General features: G+C 39.7%; 21 protein-coding genes. 2 read left to right on the top strand and 19 right to left on the bottom strand.

The genetic code is table 11. The features are described from left to right. Window positions 1–4: 4 nt before the first annotated feature. The 10 genes from IV67_RS07260 to IV67_RS09305 all read right to left on the bottom strand — a co-directional run bounded on the left by IV67_RS07260 (window position 5) and on the right by IV67_RS09305 (window position 7,565). Complete coding sequence (locus IV67_RS07260; protein ID WP_057788559.1) at window positions 5–466, bottom strand: MarR family winged helix-turn-helix transcriptional regulator; 462 nt, start codon at window positions 464–466, stop codon at window positions 5–7. Between the two features lie 17 nt (window positions 467–483). Then, on the bottom strand, window positions 484–930 hold the full coding sequence (gene fabZ / locus IV67_RS07255; protein ID WP_057788557.1) for a 3-hydroxyacyl-ACP dehydratase FabZ: 447 nt from the start codon (window positions 928–930) through the stop codon (window positions 484–486). Between the two features lie 155 nt (window positions 931–1,085). Beyond that, a complete protein-coding gene (locus IV67_RS07250; protein ID WP_057788555.1) occupies window positions 1,086–1,820 on the bottom strand; it encodes a hypothetical protein in 735 nt (244 codons plus the stop codon). Between the two features lie 14 nt (window positions 1,821–1,834). Continuing rightward, window positions 1,835–2,248, bottom strand: coding sequence for a DUF948 domain-containing protein (locus IV67_RS07245; RefSeq protein ID WP_057788553.1), 414 nt, complete (start codon window positions 2,246–2,248; stop codon window positions 1,835–1,837). Between the two features lie 131 nt (window positions 2,249–2,379). Continuing rightward, window positions 2,380–4,197 carry an oligoendopeptidase F gene (pepF, locus tag IV67_RS07240; RefSeq protein ID WP_057788551.1) on the bottom strand — a complete coding sequence of 606 codons (1,818 nt, stop codon included), beginning with the start codon at window positions 4,195–4,197 and terminating at the stop codon, window positions 2,380–2,382. Between the two features lie 84 nt (window positions 4,198–4,281). Beyond that, a complete protein-coding gene (locus tag IV67_RS07235; protein WP_057788549.1) occupies window positions 4,282–5,184 on the bottom strand; it encodes a competence protein CoiA family protein in 903 nt (300 codons plus the stop codon). Between the two features lie 94 nt (window positions 5,185–5,278). After that, window positions 5,279–6,010 (bottom strand): adaptor protein MecA, encoded by a 732-nt coding sequence (locus tag IV67_RS07230; protein WP_057788548.1) that lies wholly within the window; start codon window positions 6,008–6,010, stop codon window positions 5,279–5,281. Between the two features lie 84 nt (window positions 6,011–6,094). Then, the gene (locus tag IV67_RS07225) at window positions 6,095–6,616 is read right to left on the bottom strand and encodes an antibiotic biosynthesis monooxygenase family protein (RefSeq protein ID WP_057788546.1); all 522 of its coding nucleotides are present in this window, start codon (window positions 6,614–6,616) and stop codon (window positions 6,095–6,097) included. Window positions 6,617–6,682: 66 nt separating this feature from the next. Then, window positions 6,683–7,414 (bottom strand): CPBP family intramembrane glutamic endopeptidase, encoded by a 732-nt coding sequence (locus IV67_RS07220; RefSeq protein ID WP_057788544.1) that lies wholly within the window; start codon window positions 7,412–7,414, stop codon window positions 6,683–6,685. Next, complete coding sequence (locus IV67_RS09305; RefSeq protein ID WP_157050313.1) at window positions 7,398–7,565, bottom strand: hypothetical protein; 168 nt, start codon at window positions 7,563–7,565, stop codon at window positions 7,398–7,400. The genes IV67_RS07220 and IV67_RS09305 overlap by 17 nt, the downstream gene beginning before the upstream one ends. A 263-nt stretch (window positions 7,566–7,828) precedes the next feature. On the opposite strand from IV67_RS09305, the gene mscL reads away from it, so the two are divergent. Both mscL and IV67_RS07210 read left to right on the top strand, forming a co-directional pair. Continuing rightward, complete coding sequence (mscL, locus tag IV67_RS07215; protein WP_057788542.1) at window positions 7,829–8,266, top strand: large conductance mechanosensitive channel protein MscL; 438 nt, start codon at window positions 7,829–7,831, stop codon at window positions 8,264–8,266. A gap of 149 nt (window positions 8,267–8,415) precedes the next feature. Further along, the gene (locus tag IV67_RS07210) at window positions 8,416–9,060 is read left to right on the top strand and encodes a deoxynucleoside kinase (RefSeq protein ID WP_057788540.1); all 645 of its coding nucleotides are present in this window, start codon (window positions 8,416–8,418) and stop codon (window positions 9,058–9,060) included. Window positions 9,061–9,106: 46 nt separating this feature from the next. On the opposite strand, the gene IV67_RS07205 is transcribed toward IV67_RS07210, so the two are convergent. The 9 genes from IV67_RS07205 to IV67_RS07165 form a co-directional block, all read right to left on the bottom strand. After that, a complete protein-coding gene (locus IV67_RS07205; RefSeq protein ID WP_057788538.1) occupies window positions 9,107–10,210 on the bottom strand; it encodes an NlpC/P60 family protein in 1,104 nt (367 codons plus the stop codon). A gap of 277 nt (window positions 10,211–10,487) precedes the next feature. Beyond that, the gene (gene glpK, locus IV67_RS07200) at window positions 10,488–12,005 is read right to left on the bottom strand and encodes a glycerol kinase GlpK (protein WP_057788536.1); all 1,518 of its coding nucleotides are present in this window, start codon (window positions 12,003–12,005) and stop codon (window positions 10,488–10,490) included. A gap of 63 nt (window positions 12,006–12,068) precedes the next feature. Then, a complete protein-coding gene (locus IV67_RS07195) occupies window positions 12,069–12,254 on the bottom strand; it encodes a 2-hydroxymuconate tautomerase (RefSeq protein WP_057788533.1) in 186 nt (61 codons plus the stop codon). 149 nt (window positions 12,255–12,403) lie between these two features. Beyond that, window positions 12,404–12,757, bottom strand: a complete 354-nt coding sequence (gene rplS, locus IV67_RS07190) for a 50S ribosomal protein L19 (RefSeq protein WP_057788531.1) — start codon at window positions 12,755–12,757, stop codon at window positions 12,404–12,406. A 130-nt stretch (window positions 12,758–12,887) separates the two neighbouring features. Then, window positions 12,888–13,622 (bottom strand): tRNA (guanosine(37)-N1)-methyltransferase TrmD, encoded by a 735-nt coding sequence (gene trmD / locus IV67_RS07185; RefSeq protein WP_057788529.1) that lies wholly within the window; start codon window positions 13,620–13,622, stop codon window positions 12,888–12,890. Window position 13,623: 1 nt separating this feature from the next. Further along, a complete protein-coding gene (rimM, locus tag IV67_RS07180; RefSeq protein ID WP_057788526.1) occupies window positions 13,624–14,130 on the bottom strand; it encodes a ribosome maturation factor RimM in 507 nt (168 codons plus the stop codon). 111 nt (window positions 14,131–14,241) lie between these two features. Then, on the bottom strand, window positions 14,242–14,514 hold the full coding sequence (rpsP, locus tag IV67_RS07175) for a 30S ribosomal protein S16 (protein WP_057788524.1): 273 nt from the start codon (window positions 14,512–14,514) through the stop codon (window positions 14,242–14,244). Between the two features lie 95 nt (window positions 14,515–14,609). Beyond that, window positions 14,610–16,061 (bottom strand): signal recognition particle protein, encoded by a 1,452-nt coding sequence (gene ffh / locus IV67_RS07170; protein ID WP_057788523.1) that lies wholly within the window; start codon window positions 16,059–16,061, stop codon window positions 14,610–14,612. 3 nt (window positions 16,062–16,064) lie between these two features. Then, window positions 16,065–16,406 carry a putative DNA-binding protein gene (locus IV67_RS07165; RefSeq protein WP_057788521.1) on the bottom strand — a complete coding sequence of 114 codons (342 nt, stop codon included), beginning with the start codon at window positions 16,404–16,406 and terminating at the stop codon, window positions 16,065–16,067. Between the last annotated feature and the right edge of the window lies 1 nt (window position 16,407).

The raw sequence follows: 16,407 nt of genomic DNA, 5'->3' as shown, positions 1-16,407 counted from the left end.
ATCTTTAATTAATAGAATGATTTAAGTTATGCAAATATTCTTGAAGATGTAAAATGGCATCTTCAACCACCCGCATATCAGATACATCAAGTGAATCAACTAAATAATGTGTTAAATGACGATGGAAAGCCTGATGAGCACGATAGACAACGCGACCTCGATGGGTCAATCCCAAACGCACCATGCGACGATCTGATTGCGAACGCCGTCGTTCAACATAGCCTTTTTTTACTAACTTATCAACCGCCGTCGTCATTGAACTCGGTGTTAGATGAACAATCTTGGCTACTTCAGATGCACTTGGTTCTTTGTACATCGAAATGGCCGCAATAATATGCATCTCTTTTAATGATATGTCTTTAAAATCAGAATTATGCAACGAAGCTTCTTCAATCCAACCCACATTATTAAACACGTCTACAAGTGCATCATTGATTTCTTCAAAAGTATCCTCACTTGCAACCATTGCTATTTCTCCATCTTTTATTTTGCTTGCTCATCATCTGAAACAATGAACATCAATTCAGCACTTGTCGCTAATTGTTCATCGACATAGGTCTGAACTTTAACCGTTCCCATGTTCTCACGTAAATTACCAAATTGCACATGTACTTTCAATGTGTCACCCGGTTTAATCATCCGCTTAAACTTCGCTTTGTCAACGCCAGTCATATATGCCGTCTTGCCCACAAACTTTGGTGATGACAGAATCAAAATTGATGCTGCCTGGGCCATTGTTTCAATTGTTAAGACACCTGGCATAACTGGATTATTCGGAAAATGCCCTTGAAAATATGGTTCATTGATTGTCACATTCTTAGTCGCAATCAATGATTCATCTGGGGTCATCTCATCAACATAGTCAATGTATAAAATGGGATAACGATTTGGAATTAAATCCATCACTTCAGTCGTACTTAATGCAACCATATAAAACTCCTTGTTTTTTATTTCGAACATCGAAACATTCGATAATCAAATGATATGAACAATTACGTGTTTTGTCAATTAGTTTTTAACTTTTTTTATTCAAAAGCACAAAAAAAAGGCGTTAGATCAACGCCTAACGCCTTTTTAAAAATTTATTATTTTGTATCAGCAAGTCCTGTTTTACCAGAATCAGCCAATCCATTTTTCTTGCTATTTGAAAGTGCGGCTTTACCAGATTCGGCTAAACCATTTTCACGATCTGCTGCTGCTTGAACACGGTCAGCTGCTGTCTTTGTCTTAGCAGCTGCACTTTGTGCCAATTGATCCGTATCCAAATCTTTTGCTTTGTCAGCAACTGCTTGGACCTTATCAGCTGGTGCAACTTCCTTGGCCTTGTCAGCAACATGTTGAATATCGCTCGCGTCAGGCGCAACTTCCTTTACCTTATCTGATACAGCTTTAGCAGCTTGATCAGCATCGATATCGTCAACTTGTGCCTTTGCTTCAGCTTCAATTTCATCTAAATTGTCTAAGCTTACAACAATTGTTTCTTCAACATCATCTTTTTTAGCTTCCGCTGTTTGACGCGCCTCTTCAAGCGACTTTTGCGCCTTATGCCACCAGTTCTTTGTGTGCTTTTGCACATTTTCACTAGCTGCACTGGCTGAATCAGTCAATTGGGCCACTTGTTCGTCCAAGCCGGCCTTATTCACTAAATCATTCACGGCGTATTGCGCATCTTCAAGATAGCCTTTTGCATCATCACTTAACTTATCGAAACCATTTTGAATTTCAGTTTGTTGCTTTTGGTCAAGGCGCTTATAAACAACATACCCAGTTGCTGCAATTGCACCACCGACCAAAACTGTTTTAAATAAATTCTTGCCCATTTTTAGCACCTCGCTTATTCTGTGACTTCTGTCGCTGCTTCTGTAGCAGTTGAACTGCTCTTAGCTTTTGACTTATGATTCTTGCGCATGTTATTCATGGTTGAAAAGGCTGAAGCCCCTTTTGATGCGTTTGATGAACGCGCCTTACCAGTTAGGTTTTTAGTTGCTGAATTCAAATCAGAAACTGAAACACCTAAATCAGCAACTGCCTTAACGGCAGGATCAAGCGTACTTACCTTACCATTTACATCAACCAATAATGTATTAGCATTTGCCATCAATTCATCAGCTTCACGGGCAATAATATCCGCATCCACTAAAACATTTTTTAATGGCTTGGTGATACGATACACAAGTAACGCAATTGAGCCAAACAAAATCAAAATGGCAATGGCCACAATTAGCCAAGCTAAACCACCTAATGACATATTAAACCTCCAGTAAACTTTTTTCTTATGCTTCTACATTGTACCTGTTTAGGACAGGGCTTTCAATTCAAAAACAATATCTTTTTACGGGATTCCATTTGCAAACGGATCGGTTTAACAATCACCATAAATTAATCTGCTTGAGCCAGTTCCGTGACTAATTGCTCGAATTCCTCAAGACGCGCTTCAAATGTGTTAAATGTTTCACGCAAATAATCTGCTTGGGTCATATCGACCCCGGCTTGCTTCATCACATCAATTGGATAAGCAGATGATCCAGCCTTTAAGAATGTCTTATAACGATCAACGGCCGGTTGCCCTTCAGTCAAAATTTGATCTGACATCGCTGTTGCAGCCGCAAAACCAGTACTATATTGGAATACATAGAAATTGTAATAGAAATGTGGAATACGCTCCCACTCATGGGCAATTTCAGGGTCAGCCGTCAAGGCATCACCATAATAACGTTGGTTTAATTCAGCATAGGCCGTATCCAACACTTCAGCGGTCAACGGTACGCCAGCTGCATCTTGTTGATGCATCCATTGTTCAAACTCTGCAAATTGTGTTTGACGGAAGACCGTTCCCTTAACACCATCCAAATATTGGTTCAAAATATAAGCACGTAATGGTTTTGATTCAACATGCTTCAACAAATAATCTGTTAATAGGTTTTCATTTGTGGTTGAGGCAATTTCAGCTAAGAAAATTGGATAATCTCCATATTGATAAGGTTGATTATGACGCGTCAAATAACTATGCACACTGTGGCCCATTTCGTGAACCAACGTATACAAATTGTTTAGATTATCAACCCAATTCAATAACATAAATGGGTTCGTGTCATACGCACCACCAGAATAAGCACCTGAACGCTTACCCTTATTTTCAATCACATCAATCCAACGTGAATCAAAGGCTTCATTCACATGTGCCAAGTAATCTTCACCTAATGGGGCCAATGCTTCTAACGCTTCCGCTTTTGCTGACTCATAATCGATACTGTAATCTGGTTCACCTAAAATCGGTGTATACAAGTCATAAGAATGTAATTCATCTAATCCAAGTAATTGCTTACGCAAGCTGACATAACGTTGCAAAAGTGGCAATGCGTTATTAACTTCTTCTACCAAAGTATCGTAAACAACCTCCGGCACTTGATTATGTGCCAATGAAGCTTCACGAGCACTTGAATAATTATGTGCTTGTGCCAAGAAATTATGCCCTTTGACATGACTTGATAAAGTTGACGCAAAAGTATTCTCTAAGTCGATATATGACTTATAAAATGTTTGGAAAGTATTCTTTCTAACTTCTGGATCAGTTGACTCTAGCAAACGCGCATACACACCATTTGAGAGTTGTTCAGTTTCACCTTCTGCATTTTCGACCGTTCCAAATGTAATATCCGCATTATCCAAAATACTAAATGTTTTTTCTGAAGCACCAAAAACATCCCCTGCAGCCGCAAGCAAAGCTTCTTTATCAGCTGAAAGCACATGTCCTTTTTGAGTCAAAATGGCATCAAAATAATGTTGATAATTATTTAATGCTGGTGTAGTTGCTTTGAAATCATGCCATTGTTCATCTGTTAAGTCCAAGATAGCAGGATCAAAGAAGGCAATTGCACTTGAAACACGTGCAGCTAAAGCTTGTACTTGATCAAAAAGACCTTGATAGTAATTATTGGTCGTATCCTGATCATTTTTCATTGAAGCATAAACATATAAGTTCTCTAGGTCACGCATCAAGCTAAGACCATACTCAAGCGCCCCTAACAAGGCATCCCCTGAATCGGCCACATGTTCAGCAAAATATGCTGAACTATCAACACGTTCCAAAACATCGTCAAAAACTTCCTGCCAAGCGTCGTCTGTCTTAAAAATTGTACTTAAATCCCATGTTTGACTGACTGGGACTTCACTTCTTGTTGGTAGTTCTTTTGCCATAATGTTGTACTCCTTTAGAAATTGAAATTAAACTTTCATATATTGTAACATTAGTTGTTGGAAAATGATAATTTTCTCATAAACTTATTTTTCAACTAAACAAATCTGATCTGCTACAGCGATAATAATGCCAGCACTAAACCAAGCCTGTAGCATTTTTGTCAACACAAATGCTTGCCACTTACGCTCACAAATATAAACACTCTGATGCCAAGGTGTTTCAACAACACATGCTAAAAGTTCCGAATATGATCGTGCTTGTTCATGTAATAAAAGCCATAGTTCATAGTATATAAACCAATGTGGTAAACGTGGGCCCACTGGCAAGTAAGTGGTCGGCAAGCAAACCGCTGGCATTTGCAGTAAATTTCCACCACGCAAATATATCCTTTGCTGTAATTGCTGATAAGGGGCACGCTGTTTTTGAACCCCTTGTCTAATCTTTTGCAAAAGACGCTGTGGATAAATACATTGCTGTTGTCGCACACAAGCCTGTTGTCCATTAAAATGAATTCTTTTAAGTTGCCCGCCATCACTATAATCAGCACCAAGTCCCTGCGCCTCCAGATGTAAAACTGCATAGGGTATTTTGCCAACATAGTTTGCACCCAAAATCCAAAAGACAGGTAAATTAACACTTTGATAGGCTTGCGTTCGTTTTAAGAACTGCGCATAGGTTAAATAGGCACATTGATATTCAATCGCCCAAATAACCTGATTTGGCCACAGCACCCAAACATCCGGTCTTTGCTGCAAATCCGAGTAGTAGACCTCATTTTCAACATGAGCCCCTTGCTTTTGAAAAAACTGTTTTAAGAATCGTTTCCCTTGCAAATGACTGCCACTTTCACCTGGACGATTTGTGCGTTGTGCTTGATGACAATAAATCGATTGCCCCTCAGGTTTGCGCCGACAGTAGATGGATTGATGACACCAACGACATTGCGATAATTGTTGCTGATTTGGCTCAGCCCGATGTTTTTGCATAGCACTTGCTCCTTCTCTTATAAAAAAGAGACGCTATTTTTGGCTAAAATAAAAAATGTTTAGATAACCAAGGGCATCTAAACATTTTCGAGTTTTAAAAATATTGATTCAATTGTTCAATCGCACGTGTTGCGAAGATGGTATGTCCATGCTCAGCAATCACATCTTCTGCAATTGGACTTACTTTTCCATATTCTAGCGCAATACTTAGGATATTTTGACGATCTACTAATGTCAGCGCCTCCTCAAATTGTAAGTCAAAAAAGTAAGCATGTTGATCTTCATACAGTTGAGAATCACGTAAGCCACTACCGACAACATTTGCTAAACGTAAAACGTCTTCAAATTCTTCTATTTTGATAAACGCACTGCTTGGCATATCTTCAAGCATTGTCCGTCGCGCATCATCATCCATAACTGGCGTTGATGCAGGTAGCGGATTATCCGTTTCTTCATCTGTATCATCAGTGCCAATCAAACGCTTCAACAAATCTGCTGATACATCATCATTTGCACCGTTTTGCTCTGGATCTCGATTTTCAATGGCGGATTTCACAATCCCTTCCATTAATTCTTGGTCGGGCATTTGATTTGAAATGTACACTTCCATCCCATTGCGATTAGGCAACACTTGAAATGATATTTCACCGTCATTCTTATTTAAAAAGGCATAGTCAATATCTGCTTCTTCTAATAAACCATAAAAAAAGTGTTCAATTTCTTCCTGGTTGCCCAACAAATCGGTAATCGATACGCCACGATCATGTAAATCATCATTTGATACCACTACGCGAATTGTATCTTCATTTATACGTTCAAATTCCATCAGTCTATTTCGGGCTCCCTTCTCGTTATTTATAACTAAACATTATAGCAAGTTTACGAATAAAAGAACAGCCAGCCCAGCTTTTTAACGTAATTGCTGTTTCGTAAACGCTGCTGGTGAGTAGCTTCGCTTACGGACATTGTAGCGTGAGGCAAGATCCGTATACTTTTTCAACGGTCCCTGACTAGCTGTATCCCAAATGGTGTAGTAATCCCGAACAGTCCATGTGGTCATAATTGCAAACTGATTCCGTTCATCTGTGCGTTGCAATAATTCACTCGTAATTAACCCCTCAACTGAGGCTAGTTTTTGGTTTTGATAATTCGACCATTGCTTAATAAATGCTTGTTGCTCTTCACTTGGTAAAGTCAAAAATGTAAAATGCAACCAGCCACGAATACCCTCTTTGGCACCATCGGCTGCTAAAACTTGGTAGCTGACTGGCGTTTCAAAAACAGACGTTTCTGATGGCAGTTGCTCTAAGAGTTGAAAATTTGTTTGATCCTGATCATCAACCGTCAGTAGCAATTCATTGTGCGGATGTTGTTCAATAATTGTTTGTAGCACTTTTTGACTGCCAAAAGTTGTGTGTAAATAATTTGTCATTATTAATACCCTCCATCTATTTCTTATACTATTATAAGCTAGTTTTGGAAAAAATAACATTCTTGTTTAACTTAAGAATAATGACAGACTCAAGACAATCATCGAAACCGCATTATTAACAAAATGTAAGGCCATCGCATACTGAATCTGGCGTGTCCGTTTGTAAACGAATGCTAAAACAAGTCCCATTAAACTATACTGTAAAAAGTCAAAGAAATTAAATGCTGAATAAACGTGGAAATAACCGAATAAGACGGCTGACAAAATCACATTAGTCCACCACCAACTATTTTTAAAGAAATAATTTAAGACAACCCCTCTAAAAATCAATTCTTCAATAATAGGTGCCACACCAACTGCCAGTACAATAATAAAGATTAAGCCAAATGAACCACGGCTGGCTAACTCTTCTAGCATACGTTGATTTTCAGCTTGGCTAGCATCACCGGTAATGAAAACACGTAGCATTCCGACCGCCATGCTACTCAAAATAATCAAACCATAACCATACCAAATCCATTTAGCCTTCTCTCGGTTATAAGGATGGAGTCCGACTTTGGGACTAATCTGATGAATCGCATACATTAAAGTCCAGTAGGTCATTACACCAAGTACGGCAACAATCAAAATCATCATACAGATCGCAAAGACGCCTTCTGTTGGTTGTCCAAAACTCATGGCTAAGCCTTGACTACCTGAAATTCCGAAAATTTGAATCATAAAGTCTAAAATAATCCCCACCACGATCCAAATCAAACCCTGAAAGGCATTGGTCCATGTACTACGCTTCGTTTCCATCGTCTGTATGCTCCTTTTGTTGTTGCTTTGCTTGCTTAGATCGATTCATTTTTAAAGTTAATCGTGCCATTAAGTAAGTAAAAATAATCACAGCTAAAATAAAAGCCACAATTGAGAGCCACAATGGCCAGGCGTATAGCTGGCTTAACATTGATAACCCCACAAAAAACATAATCGTTATTCCGCAAAATAACGCAAATATTAATCCCCGCATCACTAACCCACTTTCTGCAAACTCTTTCCTTCACATTTTACACAACTTTGCGCCAATGTGATAGTGATTTAGACTAGAATCAGCAGCTTTAACATTGGTATCAGATTATTAAAATTTTCTAGCATCCATCGCGTTAGTTCCAATTTAAATGACCATTTATGATAAAGTGTGTTTGTTAAAAATTTTTTTAGGAGAGTATTATGAAATCATTTTTTAAGGAATTCCGTGATTTTGTTGCAGATGGTAACATCATGGATATGGCCATTGCGTTCATCATGGGGGGCGCGTTCCAAACTTTGTTAACTGCTTTAGTTGATGATATCTTTATGCCAATTATTGGTATTTTTACTGGCTCAATTTCATTTACTGAGTTTGTTTTTCATATTGGACCGGCTCAAATTAAAATGGGAAGCTTTATTTCAAGCACCATTACATTCTTATTAACGGCCTTTGTTATTTTCTTAATGATTAAGTCAATGAACAAAGCGCGTCAACTTGCAACAGGTAAAAATCCTGAAGATGAAGAAGCAGATCCAACTGAATTGGAAGTTTTGCAATCAATTTTGGAACAACTTGAACAACAAAATACGCCAACTTCAAACAAGCAAATAACTAGCCAACAGAATTTAGAAAAATAAAGTTCCTAAACGCCCAAAATTGGGCGTTTTTGTTTTGCACGCGTCTTTTTTAAATTTGTCAAGAATTGCATTCAAAGAATTAATTAGCTAAGATAGTTATCGGCACGTTAGGTATCGACTAACGAAATCCTAAAGGAAGAAGGACAATCATGGTGATTATCACAGCAGGTATGATTGGCGTTGGTAAAACAACATTAACAGATTTAATTGCAAAACATTTGGGGACACAAGCTTTTTTCGAACCAGTTGGAGAAAATCCTGTCTTACCACTTTATTATGCAGATCCAAAGCAATACGGTTTCTTACTTCAAATTTATTTTTTGAATAAGCGTTTCGCCATGATTAAGCAGGCATTGGCAGATGATAACAATGTCTTAGATCGTTCAATTTACGAAGATGCCCTCTTCACTCAAGAAAATCATCGAGAAGGTAATATTTCGGATGCTGAATTAACCGTATATATGCAATTACTCGATAATATGATGTCTGAATTACAGTCAATGCCCAAAAAACGCCCCGATTTGATGGTTTTTTCAAATGCTGATTTTGATACGATTTTATACCGTATCAAGAAACGTGGTCGTGACTACGAACAATTTGACGATAATCAAGAATTACGTGACTACTACTTTAAAATGTGGTCAGCCTATCAAACATGGTACGAAGAATATGATGCTTCACCAAAAATGATGGTTGATTTACAAACATATAACTTGGAAGATCCTGCTAATCAAGCAATTGTTTTACAACAAATTGATGATCGCTTAGCGCAATTAGATGCTGAACAAGCTTAAATAAAAACACCGTCTTGTACTTAAGTACAAAACGGTGTTTTTTAATTTAAACGAACGTTCCAACAAAAGCTGGATTCTGATCGATTGTTTGAACTTGAGCTGTCCCATCGTTATCAGGAACAGTCACCACTTGATTTTCACCAATGTAAATACCAGATTGATATGATGTGCCATGATCACCCCAGAAAACGACATCTCCAGCGTTAGCCACATCCTGAACATCTGAGCCATCTAGATCGGTTGTTTCTAGATAACTTTCTTGTTCAGTTGTATTTGTTGGTAATGATTGACCAGTTGCATGTTCATATGATTGCGCAACAAGTTGACCAGATGTTTCCGCTGTACCAGCTTGTACAACTTTATTAGCTGCCTGTGTCATATCATTTTGCTCATTTAACTGAACGTCTTCAGACTTTGACTGCTCATCTTGTTCATCGGCAATACTTTGCCATGTGTCCAAATCAGCAACACTGGTACTTGCAACTTCAGATGCTGAATCTGCAGTTGAAGTCGTCGTTGATGCCGGGATAATCTCAACTGCTTCACTTTCAGCCGGTGCTGCTTGTGCTGCATCATCTTCTGCTTGCGCTTGTTGAGCAGCCGCTGCTTCTGCTTCTGCCTCTGCTTGTGCTTGCTGCTCAGCCTGAGCAGATTGTTCTTCTAATGCTGCTTGCATGGCTGCTTCTGATTCCGCTTGTGCTGCTGATTCAGCTGTTTGTTGTTCGCTCACAGCAATACTTTCAGCCATTGACTGTGAGGCATTAATCTTTTCTAGACGCTCTTGTTCTTGAAGACTTGCTGATTGTGCTGCCGACGCAGCCTTTGCTTGCGTTTGATTAGTCTGTTCAGTTTTATTTTCTACGGCACGACGGGTCTTCGTTTGATCCGATATTGGTGCTTTCTTAACTTTATCAGGTTTAGGCGTACTTGGTTGCGCTTGCTTAGCAACGGTTTGACCAGTTAATGACTTCAAATTTTCATGAACTGCTTGATGAACTGGGTCAGCATCAATTGCTTGTTGGCTGGTTGCCTTTTCGGCTTGTTCATAATGCGTCATTGCAGCTTGCACAGCAGGGACTTGTGTCACCCCAATGACACCAAAGGCCCCAACCATTCCACTAACAACCAATTTATTAGTTTTATTTCCCATTTCACTATCCCCTCTAATTCACACATTTATTAGTACCATAATACCGTAAATTGGCCTACTTTTGCGGACCATTTTTAGTCAAAATCCAGCATAATTAAGTTTAAACCAACGCATTTTAAGACGAGCATTTAGACAAAAATGTGTCACATGCAGAATAAAGCTTGTGCTAATGCACAAAAAAAGTAATCAAAAATGTGTCACACGCACTTTTGATTACTTCATCTTTAAATAATTAAGTTTAACTTTATTTTTAAGCTTTCGTAACACAAATTTAATATTAGGATTTGAATTCATCCTGCAAAGGGAACGTTTGCGCAGCTCTAACTGCCTTTTGCCAACGACGATACGTGGCATCCATTTCCTCAGCTAAGGCTAAATCAGGCATCTTAATATGATTTTCATCCAACTCAGGCAACGCATCGATACCTGACCAATAGCCAACACCAAGTCCGGCCAAGAAAGCAACCCCGAGTGCTGTTGTCTCTAACTGTTCTGGTCTTTGCACTGGCATCTGAAGTAAATCAGCTTGGAATTGCTGTAAGTAATCATTAACCGCTGCACCACCATCTACAACAAATGAATCCATTTCTAAATTCGTGTCATGCATCATCGCTGTCATCACATCACGTGTTTGGTACGCCAATGATTCGACCGTTGCGCGAACAACATCCGCTTTGGTTGACGAACGTGTCAAGCCAAACATGGCACCACGTGTCTGCTGATCCCAATAAGGTGCGCCCAATCCAGTAAAAGATGGCACCATATAAATGAATTCAGGATGTTGAATCCGCGATTGCTTCGCTAAATCAGACGTTTCACTTGCATTGCTAATTAATTCTAACCCGTCACGTAACCATTGAATCGCGGCGCCAGCAATAAAGACTGAACCTTCTAAAGCATAGGTTACATGTCCATCCAAGCTATAGGCAATTGTTGATAATAAGCCATTCTCTGATTCGGCAACCTTGTCCCCCGTATTCATAACGATGAATGAACCAGTTCCGTAGGTATTTTTAACATCCCCCACCTTAAAGGCTTGATGTCCAAATAAGGCAGCCTGTTGATCCCCTGCAATTCCAGAAATAGGTACCTGTAGTCCAAAGAAAACATAATTAGCCGTATAGCCAAAAACATGGGCCGAATCTTCGACATTTGGTAACATTGCCCGTGGAATATTGAAGAGCGCTAACAAATCGTCATCCCAGTCCAAGGTATGGATATTAAACAACATCGTTCGTGAAGCATTACTATAATCTGTCGCATGGACTGCCCCATCTGTCAGCTTATATAATAGCCAGCTATCAATGGTTCCAAATAGCAAGTCCCCTTGTTCAGCCTTTTGACGTGCTCCAGGAACAGTATCTAGTAACCACATAATCTTAGTCGCGGAAAAATAAGCATCGACCCAAAGTCCCGTTTTCTCATAAATGAGGGCTTCGTGTTCATCCTTTAATTTTTCAGCAATATCATCGGTCTGTTTAGATTGCCAAACAATCGCAGGTGCAATGGGCTCACCCGTAATACGGTCCCATAGAACCGTTGTTTCACGTTGATTCGTAATCCCAATTCCAGCAACTTTATAAGGTTCAATGTTGGCTTTTAAAATTACTTCATTCAAAAGCTGTTTCGTATCGTTCCAAATACCAGCCGCATCATGCTCAACCCAACCTGGTTTACGAAAAATCTGTGGCACTTCTTTTTTAGCATGGGCCACAGCGTGCCCATCTTGATCAAATAAAATCGTACGTGTACTCGTTGTCCCTTGATCAATTGATAAAATATATTGCTCCACCATTATGATTTCCTTTGTTCTACATTTGATAAAAAAAAAGGCTTTCACCTTCTTTTTGACATATCTTTACTTTTCAGAACGTAATGTTCCACCATCCATAAAACGATCAGCACGCATTTCATCAACAATCACTTTAATGGCTGAACGTGGTGCTCCTGTATTCTTTTCGACAGCATCTGTAATATCCGACATCATCGCTTTCAATTGTTCTGATGTACGGCCTTCAACTAATTCAACGTGTACAAATGGCATTCTTCAGTCCTCATTTCTCACTTTTATTTATACTCTAAATTTATCATTTACTGCCCATAAATTCAAGCGGTTACATTCGCATCACAATACAAAAAAAGACTGATCGCACAAGGCAATCAGTCTTTTTTAATCGGCATAAGCCAGGTAAATTAACGACGTGCTTCAGGAATACGAGCAGCCTTACCTTGCAATGCACGCAAGTAGTACAACTTGGCACGACGAACGCGACCATGACGAACTACTTCGATCTTGTCAACACGTGGTGAGTGCAATGGGAATGTACGTTCCACACCAACACCACTTGAAATCTTACGAACAGTATATGTTGCTTGAATTCCAGTTCCGCGGCGCTTTACAACCACACCTTCAAACAATTGGACACGTTCGCGTGATCCTTCAACAATTCGTGCGTAAACACGAACAGTATCACCAGCACGGAATTCAGGAATGTCCGTACGTAGTTGATCGGCAGTAAGCTTTTCTAACAATGCATTTTGACGCATAATCTTATCTCCTCATCAACAATCATGCACCATTCGGCCAGCGGATTATCGGGTTTTATTTTGGTGAAAACACCAATAAGTAATATAGCATACTCATCTTAGACTTTCAAGTCTTAAACAAGATTTAAACTTAATTGTTTTCCTCAGCCTTCACTTCACGTAATAAACGCTGCGCTTCTGGCGTAAATTCATAAGTATCTAATAAATCTGGTCGCCGTTGGTAGGTCCGACGTAAGGCTTCTTTTTGCTTCCATTCGGCGATTTTAGCGTGGTTACCTGAAGTTAGGACTTCTGGTACCTTTAAACCTCTGAATTCAGCTGGGCGTGTGTACTGGGGATATTCCAATAAGCCTGTTGAAAATGAATCATCGACCGCTGACATATCATCGCCCAATGCATCTTCCAACAAACGTACGGTTGCATCAATGACAGTCATTGCGCCCAGTTCACCACCAGTCAACACAAAATCACCAATCGAGACTTCATCCGTCACCAATTCACGAATACGCTCGTCGTAACCTTCATAATGCCCTGCAATAAAAGTTAAGTGCTCTTCTTTGGCAAATTCTTCGGCTTTTGCTTGCGTAAATCGTTCACCAGCTGGGTCCATCAAAATAACACGTCCACGACTACCCGCGTCAGTTTCCACCGCCTCGATGGCGTCAAAGATTGGTTGTGGCATTAAGAGCATACCTTGTCCGCCACCGTAAATTTCATCATCCACTTTATTATGTTTATTTGTCGTATAATCACGAAAATCAACCACATTAAAATCAACCAAACCTTTATCAATGGTCTTACCGATAATTGATTCGCGCATTAGCGCAAACATACCAGGGAACAAACTTAATACATCAATTCGCATCCTAAATTTCCTCTAATTGATTGACGAACACTTGTCCTTGCTCTAAATCAACTTGTTCAATGACTTGTTTAATATTTGGCAACAATAGATCATCGGCACCCTTTTGCTTAACCACCCACACATCATTAGCTGGTAATTCCAAAATTTCTGACACCTTACCTAGCGTTTGTTGGGTTGCTTGATCGATAACCGTTAGACCAATAATCTGATGATAATAATATTCATCATCTGAGGCTAATTCATTTAAATCAGACTCATCAACTAATAAATCACGACCTTTATATTGTTCAATTAAATTAATATCTTGCAAATCTTCAAATGACAACAAAATAAATTGCTTATGGGCACGGGCCGTCTTGATCACGACGGTCGTTGGCGTTTTACCATCAATGACTAATTGTTCGCCCACTTGGAAGCGTTCTTCTGGGAAATCAGTAATTGGCACCACGCGTACTTCACCACGAATGCCGTGTGTATTAACGATTGTTCCCACTTTAAATAAGCTCATGCTAACCTCTTTCTCACATTTCTTTTTGCTATTAGTATAGCATGTTTGTTTTGGCATTCGGCCACAAAAAAAGAGTAACCACAACGGTCACTCTTTTTAATCACAAACAAATTACTTGCTGTACTTTGCTTCGTGATACTTTTGCATGATGCCAGCATCTGACAACAAGTTTTTAACAGTATCTGAAGGTTGAGCACCCTTGTTCAACCAGTCCAAGATAACGTCCTCTTCCAAACGCACTTGGTTCTCTTCAACCAATGGGTTGTAAAGTCCAACTGTTTCAATAAAACGACCATCACGTGGTGCACGTGAGTCAGCAACAACAATACGATAGAATGGGCGCTTCTTTGAACCCATACGCTTCATGCGAATCTTAGTAGCCATGTTCTGTATTCCTCCAGTAATTTTTCTACAGGTAATAATATACCAGCTTCTCAAGACCGTGTAAAGTGTTTTTCCTTTACACAGCCAAAAAAATTTTATTTACGACGCTTTTTCTTATTTTTCTTAACGCGACGAGCCATTTGTTTCATGGCAACATTGGCCATTTTACCTTGCAAGCCGCCACCAACACCGGCACCATTGCCGCCCATGCCTAAGGCCCCCATCATTTGTTCCATACCTTGTGTGTTACCGTTCAACACTTGGCCCATCATCTTCTTCATCTCATTGAATTGCTTAATCATGCGATTCACTTCAACAATTGGACGACCAGAACCTGCAGCTAAACGACGACGTCGTGATGGATTCAATAAATCAGGATTCTCACGTTCAGCCGGTGTCATTGAATACACAATGGCTTTAATGTGTTCCATATCCTTTGGGTCCATTTGCACATTCTTAAGTGCTGGATTATTCGCCATTCCTGGAATCATCTTAATCAAATCTTCCATCGGTCCCATATTTTGGACTTGTTCCATTTGATCTAAGAAATCGTTGAAATCAAAGGTACTTGATTTCATCTTTTCCATTGTTTCTTCAGCTTGCTTTTCGTCGTAATCCTTTTGGGCTTTTTCGATTAGGGTCATCATATCACCCATACCCAAAATACGACTTGCCATACGATCAGGATAGAAGACATCTAAGTCATCCATCTTTTCACCTTGACCGACAAACTTAATTGGCTTACCCGTAACGGCACGAATTGATAGTGCCGCACCACCACGCGTATCACCATCTAACTTCGTTAACGCAACGCCAGTAATACCAAGGCGTTCATTAAATCCTTCAGCTGTCTCAGTCGCATTTTGACCGGTCATGGCATCAACAACCAACATAATTTCATCTGGTTGGGCAATATCCTTAATATCAGCCAATTCTTGCATCAAGGCTTCGTCAATTTGCAAACGTCCAGCCGCATCAATAAAGACGTAATCAGCCTTTGCTTCACGTGCTGCATCTAATCCTTGACGGACAATGTCACGTGGATCAACATCTGTCCCTAATTCAAAAACAGGGACATCGATTTGCTCACCAATGGTTTGCAATTGTTGAATAGCCGCAGGACGATAAACGTCGGCTGCAATCATAAATGGGCGCGCATTTTGTTCACGCTTTAATTTATTAGCTAGTTTTCCGGCTGTCGTCGTTTTACCAGCACCTTGCAACCCAACCATCATAATCACCGTTGGAATCTTAGGTGACTTGTTTAATGGTGTGGCTTCGTCCCCCATCATTTCAACTAATTCATCATTCACAATTGAGACGATTTGTTGTGCAGGGTTCAGACCTTCTAGCACATTTGCACCAGAAGCTTTTTCACGAACATTGCGCACAAATTCTTTAACAACTGTGTAATTAACGTCGGCGTCTAACAACGCCATCCGAATTTCGCGCATGGTGTCGCGCAAATCGGCATCTGTCACTTTTCCTTTACGGCGCAACCCTGAGATTGCACCCTGTAATCTTTCAGTTAAACCTTCAAAAGCCATGTTTTACTCCTCTTCTAGCGTTACAAGATGATCCGCTAAGTCCTGTAGGGCCACATCATGCGGATAGGTCGCCTCAATATAGCTTTGCATATTATCAGCGGCAGCCTGCCGTTTTTGAAAATCAGCATATAAGTGCAATTTACTTTCGTAGGCTTCCAATAATTGCGTGCTTCGTTTTAGATTATCATAAACGGCCTGGCGTGAAACGTCACATTCTTCGGCCACTTCACCTAATGATAAATCATCGGCGTAGTATAATTCCAAATAATCATTTTGTTTTTTCGTCAACAAAGGTTGATAAAAATCAAATAACGCATTTAAGCGCGTTGTTTTTGCTAATTCCATG

Source organism: Weissella minor (genome assembly GCF_001437425.1).
In the GTDB taxonomy this organism is placed as follows: Bacteria; Bacillota; Bacilli; order Lactobacillales; family Lactobacillaceae; genus Weissella; species Weissella minor.
Note: the sequence above shows the minus strand (reverse complement) of the source record. Positions and strands in the feature narration are given on the sequence as shown.

Excerpts from the sequence above, each read along its gene's own strand:
- IV67_RS07260 (WP_057788559.1), bottom strand. The coding sequence starts at position 466 with ATGGTTGCAAGTGAGGATACTTTTGAAGAAATCAATGATGCACTTGTA.
- fabZ (WP_057788557.1), bottom strand. The coding sequence starts at position 930 with ATGGTTGCATTAAGTACGACTGAAGTGATGGATTTAATTCCAAATCGT.
- IV67_RS07250 (WP_057788555.1), bottom strand. The coding sequence starts at position 1,820 with ATGGGCAAGAATTTATTTAAAACAGTTTTGGTCGGTGGTGCAATTGCA.
- IV67_RS07245 (WP_057788553.1), bottom strand. The coding sequence starts at position 2,248 with ATGTCATTAGGTGGTTTAGCTTGGCTAATTGTGGCCATTGCCATTTTG.
- pepF (WP_057788551.1), bottom strand. The coding sequence starts at position 4,197 with ATGGCAAAAGAACTACCAACAAGAAGTGAAGTCCCAGTCAGTCAAACA.
- IV67_RS07235 (WP_057788549.1), bottom strand. The coding sequence starts at position 5,184 with ATGCAAAAACATCGGGCTGAGCCAAATCAGCAACAATTATCGCAATGT.
- IV67_RS07230 (WP_057788548.1), bottom strand. The coding sequence starts at position 6,010 with ATGGAATTTGAACGTATAAATGAAGATACAATTCGCGTAGTGGTATCA.
- IV67_RS07225 (WP_057788546.1), bottom strand. The coding sequence starts at position 6,616 with ATGACAAATTATTTACACACAACTTTTGGCAGTCAAAAAGTGCTACAA.
- IV67_RS07220 (WP_057788544.1), bottom strand. The coding sequence starts at position 7,414 with ATGGAAACGAAGCGTAGTACATGGACCAATGCCTTTCAGGGTTTGATT.
- IV67_RS09305 (WP_157050313.1), bottom strand. The coding sequence starts at position 7,565 with ATGTTAAGCCAGCTATACGCCTGGCCATTGTGGCTCTCAATTGTGGCT.
- mscL (WP_057788542.1), top strand. The coding sequence starts at position 7,829 with ATGAAATCATTTTTTAAGGAATTCCGTGATTTTGTTGCAGATGGTAAC.
- IV67_RS07210 (WP_057788540.1), top strand. The coding sequence starts at position 8,416 with ATGGTGATTATCACAGCAGGTATGATTGGCGTTGGTAAAACAACATTA.
- IV67_RS07205 (WP_057788538.1), bottom strand. The coding sequence starts at position 10,210 with ATGGGAAATAAAACTAATAAATTGGTTGTTAGTGGAATGGTTGGGGCC.
- glpK (WP_057788536.1), bottom strand. The coding sequence starts at position 12,005 with ATGGTGGAGCAATATATTTTATCAATTGATCAAGGGACAACGAGTACA.
- IV67_RS07195 (WP_057788533.1), bottom strand. The coding sequence starts at position 12,254 with ATGCCATTTGTACACGTTGAATTAGTTGAAGGCCGTACATCAGAACAA.
- rplS (WP_057788531.1), bottom strand. The coding sequence starts at position 12,757 with ATGCGTCAAAATGCATTGTTAGAAAAGCTTACTGCCGATCAACTACGT.
- trmD (WP_057788529.1), bottom strand. The coding sequence starts at position 13,622 with ATGCGAATTGATGTATTAAGTTTGTTCCCTGGTATGTTTGCGCTAATG.
- rimM (WP_057788526.1), bottom strand. The coding sequence starts at position 14,130 with ATGAGCTTATTTAAAGTGGGAACAATCGTTAATACACACGGCATTCGT.
- rpsP (WP_057788524.1), bottom strand. The coding sequence starts at position 14,514 with ATGGCTACTAAGATTCGCATGAAGCGTATGGGTTCAAAGAAGCGCCCA.
- ffh (WP_057788523.1), bottom strand. The coding sequence starts at position 16,061 with ATGGCTTTTGAAGGTTTAACTGAAAGATTACAGGGTGCAATCTCAGGG.
- IV67_RS07165 (WP_057788521.1), bottom strand. The coding sequence starts at position 16,406 with ATGGAATTAGCAAAAACAACGCGCTTAAATGCGTTATTTGATTTTTAT.